The sequence below is a fragment of the Catenuloplanes niger genome, assembly GCF_031458255.1.
GTDB classification, from domain to species: Bacteria; Actinomycetota; Actinomycetes; order Mycobacteriales; family Micromonosporaceae; genus Catenuloplanes; species Catenuloplanes niger.
On the sequence record NZ_JAVDYC010000001.1, the window covers coordinates 4,447,545 to 4,463,732 of the forward strand.

The 16,188-nt window shown below is 71.5% G+C and carries 15 protein-coding genes; 12 read left to right on the top strand and 3 right to left on the bottom strand.

The window, feature by feature from the left end:
• The first annotated feature begins 83 nt into the window (after positions 1-83).
• The 4 genes from dnaK (at position 84) to J2S44_RS19655 (ending at position 4,473) form a co-directional block, all read left to right on the top strand.
• On the top strand, positions 84-1,958 hold the full coding sequence (dnaK, locus tag J2S44_RS19640; protein ID WP_310415951.1) for a molecular chaperone DnaK: 1,875 nt from the start codon (positions 84-86) through the stop codon (positions 1,956-1,958).
• Positions 1,959-2,001: 43 nt separating this feature from the next.
• Positions 2,002-2,748, top strand: a complete 747-nt coding sequence (grpE, locus tag J2S44_RS19645; protein WP_310415956.1) for a nucleotide exchange factor GrpE — start codon at positions 2,002-2,004, stop codon at positions 2,746-2,748.
• A gap of 82 nt (positions 2,749-2,830) precedes the next feature.
• The gene (gene dnaJ / locus J2S44_RS19650; RefSeq protein ID WP_310415959.1) at positions 2,831-4,021 is read left to right on the top strand and encodes a molecular chaperone DnaJ; all 1,191 of its coding nucleotides are present in this window, start codon (positions 2,831-2,833) and stop codon (positions 4,019-4,021) included.
• A 14-nt stretch (positions 4,022-4,035) separates the two neighbouring features.
• Positions 4,036-4,473, top strand: a complete 438-nt coding sequence (locus J2S44_RS19655; protein WP_310415962.1) for a heat shock protein transcriptional repressor HspR — start codon at positions 4,036-4,038, stop codon at positions 4,471-4,473.
• Between the two features lie 1,121 nt (positions 4,474-5,594).
• Here J2S44_RS19655 and J2S44_RS19660 read toward each other — a convergent pair.
• From J2S44_RS19660 to J2S44_RS19670, 3 genes are all read right to left on the bottom strand, one after another.
• On the bottom strand, positions 5,595-6,029 hold the full coding sequence (locus J2S44_RS19660) for a hypothetical protein (protein ID WP_310415964.1): 435 nt from the start codon (positions 6,027-6,029) through the stop codon (positions 5,595-5,597).
• A 105-nt stretch (positions 6,030-6,134) separates the two neighbouring features.
• The gene (locus J2S44_RS19665) at positions 6,135-7,346 is read right to left on the bottom strand and encodes a cation:proton antiporter (protein WP_310415967.1); all 1,212 of its coding nucleotides are present in this window, start codon (positions 7,344-7,346) and stop codon (positions 6,135-6,137) included.
• Between the two features lie 7 nt (positions 7,347-7,353).
• Positions 7,354-7,854, bottom strand: a complete 501-nt coding sequence (locus J2S44_RS19670) for a cation:proton antiporter regulatory subunit (RefSeq protein WP_310415970.1) — start codon at positions 7,852-7,854, stop codon at positions 7,354-7,356.
• A 147-nt stretch (positions 7,855-8,001) separates the two neighbouring features.
• On the opposite strand from J2S44_RS19670, the gene J2S44_RS19675 reads away from it, so the two are divergent.
• The 8 genes from J2S44_RS19675 to J2S44_RS19710 all read left to right on the top strand — a co-directional run bounded on the left by J2S44_RS19675 (position 8,002) and on the right by J2S44_RS19710 (position 16,183).
• Positions 8,002-9,018 carry a hypothetical protein gene (locus J2S44_RS19675; protein WP_310415973.1) on the top strand — a complete coding sequence of 339 codons (1,017 nt, stop codon included), beginning with the start codon at positions 8,002-8,004 and terminating at the stop codon, positions 9,016-9,018.
• Positions 9,019-9,141: 123 nt separating this feature from the next.
• Positions 9,142-11,727, top strand: coding sequence for an ATP-dependent chaperone ClpB (clpB, locus tag J2S44_RS19680; RefSeq protein WP_310415975.1), 2,586 nt, complete (start codon positions 9,142-9,144; stop codon positions 11,725-11,727).
• Positions 11,728-11,886: 159 nt separating this feature from the next.
• On the top strand, positions 11,887-12,516 hold the full coding sequence (locus tag J2S44_RS19685; RefSeq protein WP_310415978.1) for a DUF4178 domain-containing protein: 630 nt from the start codon (positions 11,887-11,889) through the stop codon (positions 12,514-12,516).
• A 1-nt stretch (position 12,517) separates the two neighbouring features.
• Positions 12,518-13,003 (top strand): DUF2617 family protein, encoded by a 486-nt coding sequence (locus J2S44_RS19690; protein WP_310415981.1) that lies wholly within the window; start codon positions 12,518-12,520, stop codon positions 13,001-13,003.
• Complete coding sequence (locus J2S44_RS19695; RefSeq protein WP_310415984.1) at positions 13,000-13,428, top strand: DUF4247 domain-containing protein; 429 nt, start codon at positions 13,000-13,002, stop codon at positions 13,426-13,428. The genes J2S44_RS19690 and J2S44_RS19695 overlap by 4 nt, the downstream gene beginning before the upstream one ends.
• Before the next feature lie 30 nt (positions 13,429-13,458).
• A complete protein-coding gene (locus J2S44_RS19700) occupies positions 13,459-13,878 on the top strand; it encodes a DUF350 domain-containing protein (protein WP_310415987.1) in 420 nt (139 codons plus the stop codon).
• Positions 13,878-14,630 carry a hypothetical protein gene (locus J2S44_RS19705; RefSeq protein WP_310415989.1) on the top strand — a complete coding sequence of 251 codons (753 nt, stop codon included), beginning with the start codon at positions 13,878-13,880 and terminating at the stop codon, positions 14,628-14,630. Before J2S44_RS19700 ends, J2S44_RS19705 begins: the two co-directional genes overlap by 1 nt.
• Positions 14,630-16,183, top strand: a complete 1,554-nt coding sequence (locus J2S44_RS19710; protein ID WP_310415991.1) for a polyamine aminopropyltransferase — start codon at positions 14,630-14,632, stop codon at positions 16,181-16,183. Before J2S44_RS19705 ends, J2S44_RS19710 begins: the two co-directional genes overlap by 1 nt.
• Positions 16,184-16,188 lie beyond the last annotated feature (5 nt).

The window sequence follows — 16,188 nt, forward strand, 5'->3', positions numbered from 1 at the left end:
GAGGCGCTCGGGCCGGGCGCGGATCGGAAGAAGCCCGCGGTGCCGGCAGGCGCCGTGGTTCGAGAAGTGAAGTGAGGAAGAACATGGCACGTGCGGTCGGCATCGACCTGGGCACGACGAACTCCTGCGTGAGCGTTCTCGAAGGCGGCGAGCCGACCGTGATCGCCAACGCGGAGGGGTCGCGCACCACTCCCTCGATCGTGGCCTTCGCCCGTAACGGCGAGGTGCTGGTCGGCGAGGTCGCCAAGCGGCAGGCCGTGACCAACCCGGACCGGACGATCCGCTCGGTCAAGCGCGAGATCGGCTCGACCTGGTCGATCGACATCGACGGGAAGAAGTACAGCCCGCAGGAGATCTCCGCGCGGGTGCTCATGAAGATCAAGCGCGACGCCGAGGCGTACCTCGGCGAGCAGGTCACCGACGCGGTGATCACGGTCCCGGCGTACTTCAACGACGCCCAGCGGACCGCCACCAAGGAGGCCGGCGAGATCGCGGGCTTCAACGTCCTGCGGATCGTGAACGAGCCGACCGCGGCCGCGCTCGCCTACGGCCTGGACAAGGGCACCAAGGAGCAGACCGTCCTGGTCTTCGACCTCGGCGGCGGCACGTTCGACGTCTCGCTGCTGGAGCTCGGCGAGGGCGTCATCGAGGTCAAGTCGACCTCCGGCGACAACCACCTGGGCGGCGACGACTGGGACCAGCGGGTCATCGACCACCTGGTCAAGACGTTCCGCGGTGAGCACGGCATCGACCTCGGCCAGGACAAGATGGCCCTCCAGCGCCTCAAGGAGGCCGCGGAGAAGGCGAAGATCGAGCTGTCCGCCGCCACCACCACCAGCATCAACCTGCCGTACATCACGGCCGGCCCGTCGGGTCCGCTGCACATGGACATGACGCTCAGCCGCGCCGAGTTCCAGCGCATGACGCAGGACCTGCTGGACCGCTGCAAGGGCCCGTTCGAGCAGGCGATCAAGGACGCCGGCGTCCGGGTCTCCGACGTGGACCACGTCATCCTGGTCGGTGGCTCGACGCGTATGCCGGCCGTGACCGACCTGGTCAAGCAGCTCACCGGCCGTGACCCGAACAAGGGCGTCAACCCGGACGAGGTCGTGGCCGTCGGCGCCGCGCTGCAGGCCGGTGTGCTCAAGGGTGAGGTCAAGGACGTCCTGCTGCTCGACGTGACCCCGCTGTCGCTGGGCATCGAGACCAAGGGCGGCATCTTCACCAAGCTGATCGAGCGCAACACCACCATCCCGACCAAGCGCTCCGAGGTCTTCACCACGGCCGACGACAACCAGCCGTCCGTGCTGATCCAGGTCTTCCAGGGCGAGCGGGACATCGCGGCGTACAACAAGAAGCTCGGCACGTTCGAGCTGACCGGTCTTCCGCCGGCGCCGCGCAACGTGCCGCAGATCGAGGTCACCTTCGACATCGACGCGAACGGCATCGTCCACGTCAACGCGAAGGACCTGGGCACCGGCAAGGAGCAGTCGATGACGATCACCGGTGGCTCCGCGCTGCCGAAGGACGACATCGAGCGGATGATGCGCGAGGCGCAGGACCACGCGGACGAGGACAAGCGCCGCCGGGACGACGCCGAGGCCCGCAACGTGGCCGAGCAGCTCCAGTGGCAGACCGAGAAGTTCCTGGCGGAGAGCGGCGACAAGCTGCCGGCCGAGTCCCGGGACCAGATCGGTGAGGCGCTGGGCGAGCTGCGCGGCGCGCTGGGCGGCACCGACATCGAGGCGATCAAGACGGCGCACGAGAAGCTGGCGACCGTCTCGCAGCAGGCCGGTTCGCTGCTCTACCAGCAGCAGTCCGAGCAGGCCGGCGCCGAGGACGCCGCGGGTGCGGCCGGTGCCGGCGCGGGTGCGGCCGGTGGCGCGCCGGGCGGTGCGCGGAACGCGGCGGACGACGTCGTGGACGCCGAGATCGTCGACGAGGACAACAAGAAGTGACCCGACGGTACGCCGTGGGACGGGTGCGGGGTGAGGTGAAGGCATGACCGACGAGCAGCAGAAGCCGGGCGACACGGCCGGATCCTCGGCGGAGCGCGAGCGTTCCGGAGAGGGCACCGAGCGGGTCGTCATAAGGGACCGGCGGAAGATCGACCCTTCCGTCGCCAAGCACGGTGCGAAGAAGCCCGAGAAGGCCGAGGCGCCCGAGGTCCTGGAGCCGGACGAGGTGCTCGACGCCGAGCCGGCCACGGACGCGAAGGACGCCGAGGAGGCTCCGGCCGCCGAGGAGAAGTCCGAGTCGAAAGAGGAGAAGGAGGAGCGGGTGGGTAAGCACGCCGCACCGACGCCTCCCCTCTCCGCCGAGCTGGAAGCGCTGCGGACCGAGGTGGAGGACCGCACGCGCGACCTCCAGCGGGTCACTGCGGAGTACGCCAACTACCGCAAGCGCGTCGAGCGCGACCGTGCCGCGGCGAGCGAGCAGGCCACCGGTTCGGTGCTGTCCGCGCTGCTGCCGGTGCTCGACGACCTGGACCGGGCGCGCGAGCACGGCGACCTGGTCGGACCGTTCGCCAGCGTCGCGGAGCAGCTCCAGGCCGCGCTCGGCAAGTTCGGGCTGACCGCGTTCGGCGAGAAGGGCGACCCGTTCGACCCGAACCGGCACGAGGCGGTGGCGCACCTGACCTCCGCCGAGGTGACGGAGACGACCTGCATCGACGTGATGCGGCGCGGCTACTCGCTCGGCGACCGGCTGCTGCGGCCCGCGATGGTGGCGGTCGCGGACCCGGAGTGAGCTCCCGACCGGCGAGGTGGCCCGTGCACCGGGCCACCTCGCCGGTCATCCAGGCGAATGAGCCAGCGAAGGAGGTGGATTGGTGAGTTCCAAGGACTGGCTGGAAAAGGACTTCTACTCCGTTCTCGGCGTGCCGAAGTCCGCCTCCCAGGACGACGTCAAGAAGTCGTACCGCAAACTCGCGCGTGAGCTGCACCCGGACCACAACCCCGGCAACAGCGAGGCAGAGGAGCGCTTCAAGTCGGTCTCCGAGGCCTACGACGTGCTGTCCGACGAGCGGAAGCGCAAGGAGTACGACGAGATGCGCGCGCTCTTCGGCTCGGGCGCGTTCCGGCGCAACGCCCGCGCCGGTGGCCCCCCGGGCGGTGGAGCGTTCCCGTTCGACGTCTCCGACCTGTTCGGCGGCGTGAACACCGGCGGTGCCGGCGCGGGCGACCGCCGGTTCGGCGGTGCCGGCTTCTCCGACCTCTTCGGATCGATATTCTCCGGCGGGGGTGGCGGCCGGCAGGGCCCGTCCCGCGGCCGGGACGTCGAGACCGAGGTGACCATCGACTTCGGTGCCGCGGTGCGCGGCACCACCCTGCCGATCACGCTGCGCGCGCCGGGCGTCTGCGACGTCTGCCACGGCAACGGCGCGAAGCCCGGCACGCAGCCACGGACCTGCCCGACCTGCCGAGGCTCCGGCCTGGTGCAGCGCAACCAGGGCTCGTTCAGCTTCTCCGAGCCCTGCAAGGACTGCCAGGGTGTCGGCACGATCGTGGACGAGAAGTGCCCGGAGTGCCACGGCACCGGCGGCGTGACCAAGACCCGCACGATGAACGTCCGGCTCCCGGCCGGCGTCGCGGACGGGCAGCGGATACGGCTGTCCGGCCGCGGTGAGCCGGGTGAGCGCGGCGGGTCGCCCGGCGACCTCTACGTGCTGGTCAAGGTGCGTCGCGACGAGCTGTTCGCGCGCAGCGGCGACAATCTGACGATGACCGTGCCGATCACGTTCGCGGAGGCGGTGCTCGGCACCGACCTGCGCGTGCCCACGATGGACGGCGCGGTGACGCTCAGGGTCCCGCCGGGCACGCCGAGCGGCCGGGTGCTGCGCGCCCGGGGCAAGGGCGTGCCGAAGCGGGACGGCGAGGCCGGCGACCTGCTCGTCACGCTCGAGGTGCAGGTGCCGAAGGACGTCTCGCCAGAGGCCCGGGAGGCGCTGCGGACGTTCGCCGAGCGCACGCCGGCGGCGTCCCGGGAGCATCTCGAGGCACGGGTACGCAGAGCTGGATAGGACGAGGTGACACCGTGGACGCGCGCATCCGCATCGCGATCGAGGGAGTCTCGGACGCCAAGGTCTTGATCATCTCCGTGGCGGCCCAGATGGCCGGCATGCACCCGCAGACCCTCCGGCAGTACGACCGGCTGGGTCTCGTGCAGGCCGGCCGGGCCGCCGGCGGCGGACGGCGGTACAGCGCCCGTGACGTGGCGCTGCTCCGCGAGGTGCAGCGCCTCAGCCAGGAGGAAGGCGTCAACCTGGCCGGCATCAAGCACATCATCGGGCTGGAACACCTCGCCGGCGACCTCCAGGAGCAGGTGCTGGAGCTGCGGGAGGAACTGGCCGCGGCGTACCGGCGGATCGCGGAACTGGAGGCGATGGCGGCGTACCCGCGCCGCGACCTCGTGCCGACCAGCCAGCGGTCGACCGCGCTGGTGGTCTGGCGGCCGCGGGAACGGCCGCAGTAGCGTTCTGCCGTGCCTCACGAAGATCAAATACTTGGTCTTCCCGCTTCCGGCGGGGTTCGGCCCGCATGCTCCCGCGGGCCAACCTCGCCGCACGGCAAGACTCCGCTGGCGCTCCGCTTCCCGCACGACACCGGAGCCGGTCCCGCCCGGCGCCGGAAACCCCACGCGATCCGCCGCGCTGCGGCTCTCCTCGCGCGGCAGGTTTCCCGCTGCGCCGCGCGGCGGTGGGCGGATCGTCATGATCTGCATTCGAGAGCGGCCGGCGGAAGGCCGTCCGACGGCGGCGGTCCCGCGGCGCCGGGCGTGCCGGAAGACCCGAGGCCGGGCGCGTATCCGGTATCCGAGACGTGATCATCCGTAAGCTGAGATTCAAGATCCTTCAGCCTGTATCGCTGTTGCCGCCCACGCGAAACAGCGATACAGGCTGAAGGATCTCCGCTCTACCGCGACGCCGAACGCGCAGTGGTTCAGCACGCGGCCGCCAGACCGGTGGCGCGAGGTCCGGGGCGGGCACCGGCGGCGTGGGACCGGCGGTGCGAGGTCCGCAGCGGGACCGGCGGCGTGGACCCGCGGTGCAAGGTCCGCGGCGGGGACCGGCGGCACGGGGCCAGCGGCGCAAGGCCTACGGCGTAAAGGCGGTGGCGCTAGGTCGGCGGTGCGGGATCAGCGGCGAGGTCGGCGGCGCGAGGCCGATGGCGCATGGTCGGCGGCGCGAGGCCGGTGGCGCATGGTCGGTGGCGTGCAGAGTGTCGGCGCGGTGTGGGTCGACGGTGGGGTTGGGTTTTGGGGTGGGCCGGCCACGGCGGGACCGGTGCCCGCGGGAGCATGCGGGCAGCACCACGCCGGAAGCGGGAAAATCGCTTCTCGGGTTTGGATCGTCGCTGGTGTCCGGCCGCGTCGCGAATGACCGAGGCGCCCCCGCCTCAGAGGCGAGATGCAGCCCCAAAGGCGAAATGTCGGATTCCCGCCCGAGCCGGGCGGTGAGCCGGTTATGGTCACCCAGGGTGCGCGACGACGGGTCGCGAGGCCGATCGGCCTGCCATGACGGCTCGCGGCGCCGGTTCGGGCGGGGATCCACGGGGGCTCCCCGCCCGGACCACGACCGTCACCGGCTGGGGTTGTCAGCCGAGCCGGCGTGACTGCCGGACCAGGCCGCCCTCGCACCAGTCGTGGTAGTCGAACAGCTCCGGCCGGGCCAGCAGCACCCGGACGTTGTGCGCCCAGATCGCCATCGGCTCGTCGCCCTCGTCCTCCGCGGTCTCGACCAGCTTCCGCAGCCGCCGTTTCGGGTGTGCCCGGAACTTCGTCCGGATCCCGTCGGCCGCATAGATGTAGAGACAGTGCAGCGCGAAGCGGCGTGCCGGGCAGGTCCGGTCCATGGCCAGCTCGAAGAGGGTGCCGACCAGCCGGTCGCCGGACACGAGAAGGTCCCAGTCCGCCGGCATCGACTCCAGCGGCACCGAGTCGGGTTGGTAGGCCCACGCGCGGATCTCGGCGGCACTCGGATCGACCGGATTCGCGAAACCGTGGAAGCTCGACTGTTGCACGCTCGCCATGCGACTCCAGTCCCTGGTTCACACCCAAAGCTGATTGCGGCGACACGGTAACGCGCCGCTACGGTCGACCGGAACCCGAGCGGCGTGCCATTTCCGGGAATTGCGTCAAAGGCTGGTGTCGGTCTGCGGCATCGGGTGCGCGGGCACCGTGGCGGTCCGCCTGCGCAGCATGGCCTTGAACCACTCGGTGTCCGGGATCCGGGCCAGCATCGGCCCGGTGATGACCGTGATCAGCACGTACGCGGTGGCCAGCGACGCCAGCTGCGGCTCCACGCCGGCCGCCACCGCCAGCCCGGCGATGACGATGGAGAACTCGCCGCGCGGCATCAGCGCGAGCCCGGCCCGGAACCGGCCGGGCAGCGCGATCCCGGCCCGCTTCGCGCCGAGATAGCCGGTCAGCACCTTCGTCGCCATGGTCAGCACGGCCAGCGCCAGCGCGGGCAGCAGCACGTGCGGGATCTCGGCCGGGTGCGTGGACAGCCCGAAGAACACGAAGAACACCGCGGCGAACAGGTCGCGCAGCGGCGTCAGCAGTTGCACCGCGTGGTGCGCGACCGGGCCGGACAGCGCGATGCCGACCAGGAACGCGCCGACCGCGGCCGACACCTGCAGCTTGTCCGCCATGCCGGAGACCAGCAGCGTCACGCCGAGCACGCCGAGCAGCAGCGCCTCCGCGTCGTCCGCGGCGATGAACGCGGAGATCGCGTTGCCGAACCGGATCGCCACCAGCAGCACGATCACCACGGTGGCGACCGCGATCACCAGCGACGTGGCGCCCGCGGCCAGCGACACGCCGGCCAGCACCGCGGTGAGGACCGGCAGGTAGAGCGCCATCGCCAGGTCCTCGATGACCAGCACGGAGAGGACGACCGGGGTCTCGCGGTTACCGAGCCGGCCCAGGTCGCTCAGCACCTTCGCGATCACGCCGGACGAGGAGACCCAGGTGATGCCGGCCAGCACCAGCGCGGCCACCCAGTCCCAGCCCATCAGCAACGCGAACGCGGCGCCGGGCACCGCGTTGAGCACCGCGTCGATCAGCCCGGCCGGCGCGGACGAGCGCAGGTTGCCGACCAGCTCACCGGCCGAGTACTCCAGGCCGAGCATGACCAGCAGCAGGATGACACCCATCTCGGCGCCGACCTCGATGAACTCCTCGCTGGCGGAGAGCGGCAGCAGGCCGCCCTCGCCGAACGCCAGGCCGGCGATCAGGTAGAGCGGGATCGGGGACAGCCCGACCCGCCGTCCGATCCGGCCGAGCAGGCTGAGACCGAGGAGGACCGTGCCGAGTTCTATGAGGAGTATGGAGAGGTCGTGCATACGCGCCTCAGCCGTCCGGCTCCGTCTCGGCCAGGATGGCCGCGACACCGTCGAGCCCTTCCCGGGTGCCGACGACGACCACGACGTCACCGGTCTGGAAGGCGAACGACGGCGCGGGGGAGGCGATCACCTCTCGGTCGCGGAGGACGGCGACGATCGACGCGCCGGTGCGGGTGCGGGCCCGGGTGTCGCCGAGCCGGCGGTGTGCCCAGGGGGAACCGGCCGGGATGGAGATCTGCTCAGTGAGCAGCCCGGCGGCCTGCGAGCGGAGACCGGCGAGCTGACCCAGCATGAGCGAGGCGCCCAGCAGGTCGGCCAGCGCCTCGGCCTCGTCGTCGGTGAGCGGCAGCGAGGCGATGCAGGCGTCCGGATCGTCCTGGTCGTAGAGCACCAGGTCGCGACGGCCGCTGCGGTGGGAGACCACGCCGATCCGGCGGCCGGATGCCATGACCAGGTCATGGCGCACGCCTATGCCGGGGAGAGCTGTCTGTTCGACCCTTACTCGCACGGGATACACGCTACCCAACCGTTTCCCGCCGTCCGCGGACTGATCACCTGTGTGGGAACCTCGTCGCCACCTCGACACTTGTCATCTGAGACAGAGCGTTCCATGATGCTCGCCCTCCGGAGGCGGATCGTGCCGAATAGTCGCAGATTGTTCGCGTCGTTGCTCTCGGCTGCGCTGCTGCTGACGACCGTGGTGCTGGTCGACCGCCCGCCTTCGGCGGCCGAGAGGCAAGACCGTTCGACGGTACGCCGGGCGACCGTCGACCTGCCGCCCGGAACCCCGCCGCCGTACCTCGAGTTCGCCAGCCGCGAGGTCGGCTACGCCGTCTTCTCCGGGTGCCCCGGCGGGCAGTGCCCGACGCCGGTCTTCGCCACCGAGGACGGCGGGCGGAGCTGGCGCCGGATCACGCACCCGGCGGACGGCACGGTGCTGCTCTACGCCGTACCCGGCGTGCTGGTCCTGCACTGGTTCTCGCGCGACGTCTGGTTGCTCTCCACCGACAACGGCCGGTCCTTCGTCGAGGTGGACCGCACGGAGGGGATGTACCGCGCCCGGCGGGGGCACTTCGTGCGGGACGACTCGTCCTGGCTGATGGTGTGGCGGGGCGGGGTGATGCGGCCGGTGCCGAGGCGCCCGCCGGTGCCGGTCATTCTCTCGGTCGCCACCGGGGCGGACGGCCGGATCTGGGCCGCCGGGCTGGGCGACCGGACGCCGAGCGCGGCGTACTCCACGGACGGGGGCACGGTCTGGACCCGGACCCCGGTGCCGCCGCAGGGTGACCAGGCCCGGGGCCCGAGTCTGGTCATCTCCGCGGACGGCCGGGACGTGTGGCTGCTGGCCCAGACGGACGACGTCATGCGGCTGTGGACCTTCCGGTCCGGCCGGTGGCTCCCGGTGACCGCGCCCGGGCTCCCACCGGGATACGGCGTGCTCGCGATCGCGGCCGGCGGCGGCGCGCTGATCGTGGGCGGGCAGTGGGGCGGCCAGGGCGTGATCTGGCAGGGGCGGTACTGGCCGCGACCGGACTGGGGGTGGCTGGACGACGGGTCCCGGCTGCTGCCGGACGGCACGATCCTCGCGCGGGAGGGCGGGCGGGCCCGGCTCGGCGTCGGGTTCGGCGCGGAGCGCTGGTGGACCGTGATCGAGGTGCGGCCGGCCGGATAAACCCGCGGCGTGATAAACCCGCGGCGTGACGTGGGCAACCCAGAGTTGAGTGGAATAGACTCAACTCCGGTGGTGTCATAGAACGCGGACACCACGCTTGAAGGTAACCACCATGGGGAGCCGATGAACGCCGAACGCCTTACCACCAAGAGCCGCGAAGTCATCACCGCCGCGGTGGCCGACGCCGGCCAGCGGGGCCACGCGACGGTCGAGTCCTGGCACCTGCTCCTCGCGCTGCTCGACACCGGCGGGTCCACCGCCACCGGTCTGTTGCGCGCCGTCGGTGCGAACCCCGCGGACGTCCGCCGCGCCGCCGCCCGCGCCCTGGAGAACCTGCCCTCCGCGCGCGGCTCCAGCGTCGCCGAGCCCAGCCTGGCCCGTGAGTTCGCGAACGCGGTGGGTGCCGCCGAGCAGATCGCCCGCCCGCTGGGCGACGAGTACACGTCGACCGAGCACCTGCTGGCCGGCCTCGCGCGGGTCGGCGGCGCGGTCTCCGAGCTGCTGCGCAAGGCCGGCGCGACGGAGGACGCACTGGTCGCGGCGTTCCCCGCGGTGCGTGGCGGTGACCGCCGGATCACCTCGGCCGATCCGGAGCAGACCTACCAGGCCCTGGAGAAGTACGGCATCGACCTGACCCAGTCGGCCCGGGACGGCAAGATCGACCCGGTCATCGGGCGCGACTCGGAGATCCGCCGGGTGATCCAGGTGCTCTCCCGGCGTACCAAGAACAACCCGGTTCTGATCGGCGAGCCGGGCGTGGGCAAGACCGCGATCGTGGAGGGGCTCGCCCAGCGCATCGTCGCGGGCGACGTGCCCGAGTCGCTGCGCGACAAGAAGCTGGTCTCGCTGGACCTCGGCGCCATGGTCGCCGGCGCGCAGTACCGCGGCCAGTTCGAGGAGCGGCTCAAGTCCGTGCTGGAGGAGATCAAGAACTCCAACGGCCAGGTGATCACGTTCCTCGACGAGCTGCACACCGTGGTCGGCGCCGGCAAGGGCGAGGGCTCGATGGACGCGGGCAACATGCTCAAGCCGATGCTCGCCCGCGGTGAGCTGCGGATGGTCGGCGCGACCACGCTGGACGAGTACCGCGAGCACATCGAGAAGGACCCGGCGCTGGAGCGGCGCTTCCAGCCGGTGTTCGTGGGCGAGCCGACCGTGGAGGACACGATCGGCATCCTGCGCGGTTTGAAGGGCCGCTACGAGGCGCACCACGGCGTGGAGATCACGGACGGTGCGCTGGTCGCCGCCGCCAGCCTCTCCGATCGGTACATCGCGGACCGGTTCCTGCCGGACAAGGCGATCGACCTGATCGACGAGGCCGCGTCCCGGCTGCGCATGGAGATCGACTCGCGCCCGGTCGCGATCGACCAGCTGCAGCGCACCGTCGACCGGATGAAGATGGACGAGCTCGCGCTGGCCAAGGAGACCGACGCGGCCTCCCGCGACCGGCTGGAGCGGCTGCGCCGCGACCTCGCGGACCGGCAGGAGGAGCTGACCGTGCTCACCACCCGGTGGGAGCGCGAGCGCGGCGGCCTCAACCGGGTCGGCGAGCTGAAGAAGAAGATCGACGAGATGCGCGTCGACCTCGAGCGCGCCCAGCGCGAGACGAACTGGGAGCTCGCGTCCCGCCTGCAGTACGAGGAGATCCCCGCGCTGGAGCGGGAGATGGAGACGCTGGCCAACGAGCCGGTGCCGGACGAGCCGCCGATGGTCAAGGAGAAGGTCGGCGAGGACGAGATCGCCGAGGTGGTCGGGGCCTGGACCGGCATCCCGTCCGGCCGCCTGATGGAGGGCGAGACCGCGAAGCTGCTGCGGATGGAGGAGTCGCTGCAGTCCCGGGTGATCGGCCAGGCCGAGGCGGTCGGCGCGGTCTCCGACGCGGTCCGGCGGGCCCGCGCGGGCATCGCCGACCCGGACCGGCCGACCGGATCGTTCCTGTTCCTCGGTCCGACCGGCGTCGGCAAGACCGAGCTGGCGAAGGCGCTGGCCGGGTTCCTCTTCGACGACGACCGCGCGATGGTGCGCATCGACATGAGCGAGTACGGCGAGAAGCACTCCGTCGCGCGCCTGGTCGGTGCCCCGCCCGGTTACGTCGGCTACGAGGAGGGCGGGCAGCTGACCGAGGCGGTGCGCCGCCGGCCGTACTCGGTGATCCTGCTGGACGAGGTGGAGAAGGCCCACCCGGACGTCTTCGACCTGCTGCTCCAGGTGCTGGACGACGGCCGCCTCACCGACGGCCAGGGCCGTACCGTCGATTTCCGGAACGCGATCCTGATCCTGACGTCGAACCTCGGCTCGAGCATCATCTCCGACATCACGCTGCCGGAGGACGCGCGCCGCGAGGCCGTGCTGTCCGTGGTGCGCGGGCACTTCAAGCCCGAGTTCCTCAACCGGCTGGACGACATCGTGGTGTTCCACGCGCTCACCGGCGTGGAGCTGGCCTCGATCGTCGACATCCAGCTCGACGCGCTGCGCCGCCGGCTGGCCGACCGCCGGCTGGGCCTGGAGGTCACCGGCACCGCGCGGACCTGGCTGGCCGAGCGGGGCTACGACCCGCTCTACGGTGCCCGCCCGTTGCGCCGGCTGGTCCAGTCCGCGATCGGCGACCGCCTGGCGAAGGCGCTGCTCGCCGGCGAGGTCCTGGACGGCGACACCGTCAAGGTCGACGCCAGCCCGACCGGCGACGGCTTGATCGTCGGCGTGGCCTGAGTCACACCGCGGGAAACCGATGTCTGAAGGGCCGGGAAAGTCCCGGCCCTTTGGATTGCAAATCTGACAAGGCGCTTCTTGCCAGGTCGCGGAGGGTGACAGGGCTTGCTACCGTCGGCGGCCAGCAGGACTTGATCGACCTGGGAAGGGATCGCCGGCGTGAACGGTGGCAGTGCGTATTTCGTGGTCGGTGTCGGCTGCGTGCTCGTGGTCGTCGGCATCGTGGCGCTCGTCATCGCCTGGAACAAGTCCCAGCAGCGGAAGCCGGCCCCGCCGCCCGCCGCGAAGGGCACCGACCCCTTCCACACCAAGGACGAGGACGCGCTGCGCGGCGACCCGCGCACGCTCGCGCCCGGTGACATCGTGGAGATCCGCGGCACCAGCTGGGCGGTGCGCGGCAGCCTCCGGCTGACCGAGGCCTCCTGGGGCTGGACCGAGCACCTGCTCGACGACGCGAACGGCGACCAGGCGTGGCTCTCCGTCGAGGAGGACCCGGACCTGGAGGTCGTGCTCTGGCGCGAGGTGCCGGACGTGACCGCGAAGCCGGGCGCGGCCACCGTCGACCTGGACGGCCGCCGCTACACCAAGGACGAGTCCGGTCGCGCGCAGTTCACCTCGACCGGCACCACCGGACTGAACGAGACCGGCACCGTGAAGTACCACGACTACGAGGCGAAGGACGGCGCGCTGCTCTCCTTCGAGTCGTACGGCGACTCCGGCAAGTGGGAGGCCGCGCGCGGCGAGTCGCTGGTCCGCGCCGAGTTCCGGATCTACCCCCAGGCGCGGTGACATGCTCGTCGACCTGACGCTGCCCTACGCGGACACCACGGCAGCCGACCTGAGCTTCGCGCTGGGCCTGCCGCCCGCGCCCGCGCTGCACGTGCTCGAGATCCCCGAGCTGGGTCTGCAACTCCGCCTGCTCGGCGCCTCGCACCAGGTGATGATGGGTGAGCTGAGCGAGACCGTGGCCTGCCTGCCCGGCCGCCGGCCCGACCTGCCCGACGCGGTCACCGACGAGCGCTACCGCTTCGCGGCCGAGATCCGCAGGCTGACCCCGGCCGGGATGTCCGCCGAGGTGGGCCGGTTGCGCGCGGAGCTGTCCGGGCACCCGCACGGGCTGGTCGGCCAGTTCCCGGGCGACCCGGACGCGATCACCGCGCTGCTGGCCTACCCCGACGGCGCGGACGCGGTCGGGTGGCGCACCTGGCACGCGTACCCGCAGACCGGTGAGCTGGTCGAGACCACCACATCCGTACGACTGGGAGCGGCCGCATGACGAAGCATCGCCCGTGGTTCATCGTGGGCATCGCGTTGGCGCTCGTCGGTGTGCTGGTCGCCGGCTGGGCGATCCTCTACGGCAACTTCTCGGTGCGCGGTTACGTCGACGACAAGTTCCAGCGCTCCGTCTCCAACGACATCGGCGACGACGCGAAGGCGTACGCGTCGAACAACACGCCGACCGCGGTGGCCGCGCAGATCACCAAGGCCTGGGAGCCGGCCGACGAGGTGGTCGACGCGAGCGGCGTCTACCTGCGGTACGCGGACGACGCGGTGGTCATCCTGCCCGCGGCCGTCGGTTCCCTGATCCTGATCGAGGACATCGACTCGGCGCGGCGCCGGTACAGCGGCCACACCGGCGGCTACTGGGGCTGGGGCAGCGGCAACACCATCCGCGGCGGCGGACCCGGATCCGGCAAATGACCACAAAAATTCTCGAAAGGCGCTGAGTCGATGGATCTGCTTACCGACCTGCTGATCACGCTCTCGTACGGTGTGATCGGTGTGGCCCTGATGGCCGTCGGCTACCTGCTGGTGGACATCGCGACGCCGGGCAAGCTGCACGTGCTGATCTGGGCGAACCGGAACAGCAACGCGTCCGTGCTGCTCGCGTCGAACCTGCTCGGCGTCGGCATCATCGTGGTCTCCGCGATCGCGGCCAGCCACAACGACTTCGCCCAGGGCATCGTCAGCACGCTCGCCTACGGAGCGCTCGGCCTGCTGCTGATGGCCGGCGCGTTCCTGCTGCTGGACGCGGTCACGCCGGGCCGGCTCGGTGAGATCCTGGTCGACCCGGAGCCGCACCCGGCCGTCTGGGTCTCCGCCGTCATCCACGTCGCCACCGGTGCGATCATCGCGGCGGCGATCATCTGATGAACACCGTCGCGCGGCTCGCGGGCACGTTCGCGGTGCTGGCCGTTGCGCTGGCCGGCTGCTCGACCGACAACAGCACCACGGTGCCGCCGCCCACCACCGACCAGGCGACCGAGACCGCGCGCGTGCTCGCCGCGGCCACCGCCGTGCAGGGCATGTGTTACGGCTGGGACCTGCGGGCGAACTCGTCGTCCGAGGGCGCGTCCGTCAGCCGCGGCTCCAGCCTCGGCGCACAGGTGCCGGTCGACTCCGACCCGACCCGGTGCCCGGAGTACATCGAGGTGATCGCGCGGGTCACGTACACGTCGGCCAGCAGCGAGGCCGAGGACTCCGCGTCGATGACCGTGGAGACCAACAGCTCGCGGGTGACCGGCGCGGACCTGGCCCGGCGCCTGGCCTCGATGGGCTTCACCACGAGCACGTTCATCGACGAGCCCGGCTTCACGACCATGCACGCCGCGCTGTCGCTGCCGCTGGTCACCGCGGAGGCCGGGGCCGCGACACCGGTGCCGGCCACCGGCGGGTCCGCCGCCTCGGGCGAGCCGCTCACGGCGCTGCCCCCGGCCGGTAACGACTTCCTGCGCGACCGGTGGGGTTTCCTGGCGTTCGCCGGTGGCTCCGTTCTGGTCGGTCTCGCCGCGGTCGCCATCGGTGTGTGGCAGCGTGGCAGGGTGAGGAAGCCGGAGGAGCCCACGGGACGGTCGACGCCACGTCCGGGGACGAGGCCGCCGACCCGCCCGGCGAAGAACTGATGGATTTCGCGGGACGACCGAGGATCGCCCGGGCCGCGGTGCTCGCGGCGGTCTTCGTCTGCGCGGCCTGCGGCCTGGTCTACGAGCTGGCACTGGTCGCGCTGGGCAGCTACCTGATCGGTGACACGGTCGGCCAGGCCTCGATCGTGCTCGGCGTGATGGTCTTCGCGATGGGCGTCGGCGCGCTCGCGGCCAAGCCGTTCCAGCACCGGGCCGCGTCCGCGTTCGCCGCGATCGAGCTGCTGCTGGCGCTGCTCGGCGGCCTCTCCGTACTCGGCCTCTACGCCGCGTTCGCCTGGCTGGACCTCTACGCGCCCGCGCTGATCGGCACCGCGTTCGTGCTCGGCGCGCTGATCGGCGCGGAGATCCCGCTGCTCATGGTGCTGCTGCAGCGCATCCGCGAGCAGGCGGCGGGCAGCGCGGTGGCCGACCTGTTCGCGGCCGACTACGTGGGCGCGCTGCTCGGCGGGCTCGCGTTCCCGTTCCTGCTGCTACCGGTCTTCGGCCAGCTGCGCGGCGCGCTGGTGGTCGGTGCGGTCAACGCGGCGGCCGGCGTGATCCTGGTCTTCACGGTGTTCCGCCGGGCGCTGAGCCGCCGGGCGAAGATCGGGCTCGGCGCCGGATCCGTGGTGGTCGCGCTCAGCCTGGGGTACGCGTACGCGCTCGCGCACGACTTCGAGGTGAACGCGCGCCAGGAGCTCTACCGGGACCCGATCGTGCACGCGGAACGCAGCCGGTACCAGGAGATCGTGCTGACCGAGTCGGTGCCGCTCGTCTCCGGCGGCGTCGCGGACACCCGCCTCTTCCTCAACGGTGACCTGCAGTTCAGCTCCGTCGACGAGTACCGCTACCACGAGGCGCTGGTGCACCCGGTGATGGCCGGCGTGCGGGGCGACGTGCTGGTGCTCGGCGGCGGCGACGGGCTCGCGCTGCGCGAGGTGCTGGCGTACCCGTCCGTCACGACGGCCACGCTGGTCGAGCTGGACCCGGCCGTGGTGGCGCTCGCCCGGACCCGCCCGGAGATCCGCGCGCTCAACCGCGATGCCTTCGAGGACCCACGGGTACGGGTGGTGGAGGCGGACGCGTTCGCCTGGCTGCGCGGCGCGACCACCCGGTACGACGCCGTCGTGGTGGACATGCCGGACCCGGACGAGACCGCGACCGCGAAGCTCTACTCCGTCGAGTTCTACACGCTGGTGCGCAACGTGCTCGACGAGGGCGCGAACATGGTGGTGCAGGCCGGCTCGCCGTACTTCGCGCCGAGGTCGTACTGGTGCATCGAGGCCACGATCCGCGCGGCCGGCTTCGGCACCACGCCGTACCACGTGGACGTCCCGTCGTTCGGCGACTGGGGTTTCGTGCTGGCCACGCCGGACGCACCGGGCCCGTCACTGCGCAGCGAGCCGCCGGCCACGCCGCGTTTCCTCTCCCCGTCCGTGCTGGCGGCCGGCGCGATCTTCCCGCCCGACCGGGGCCCGGTCGACGTGAAGGTCTCGACGCTTCTGTCGCCACACGTGCTGGAGTATGTACGCAGTGAATGGCGAAGTTATTGATGAGC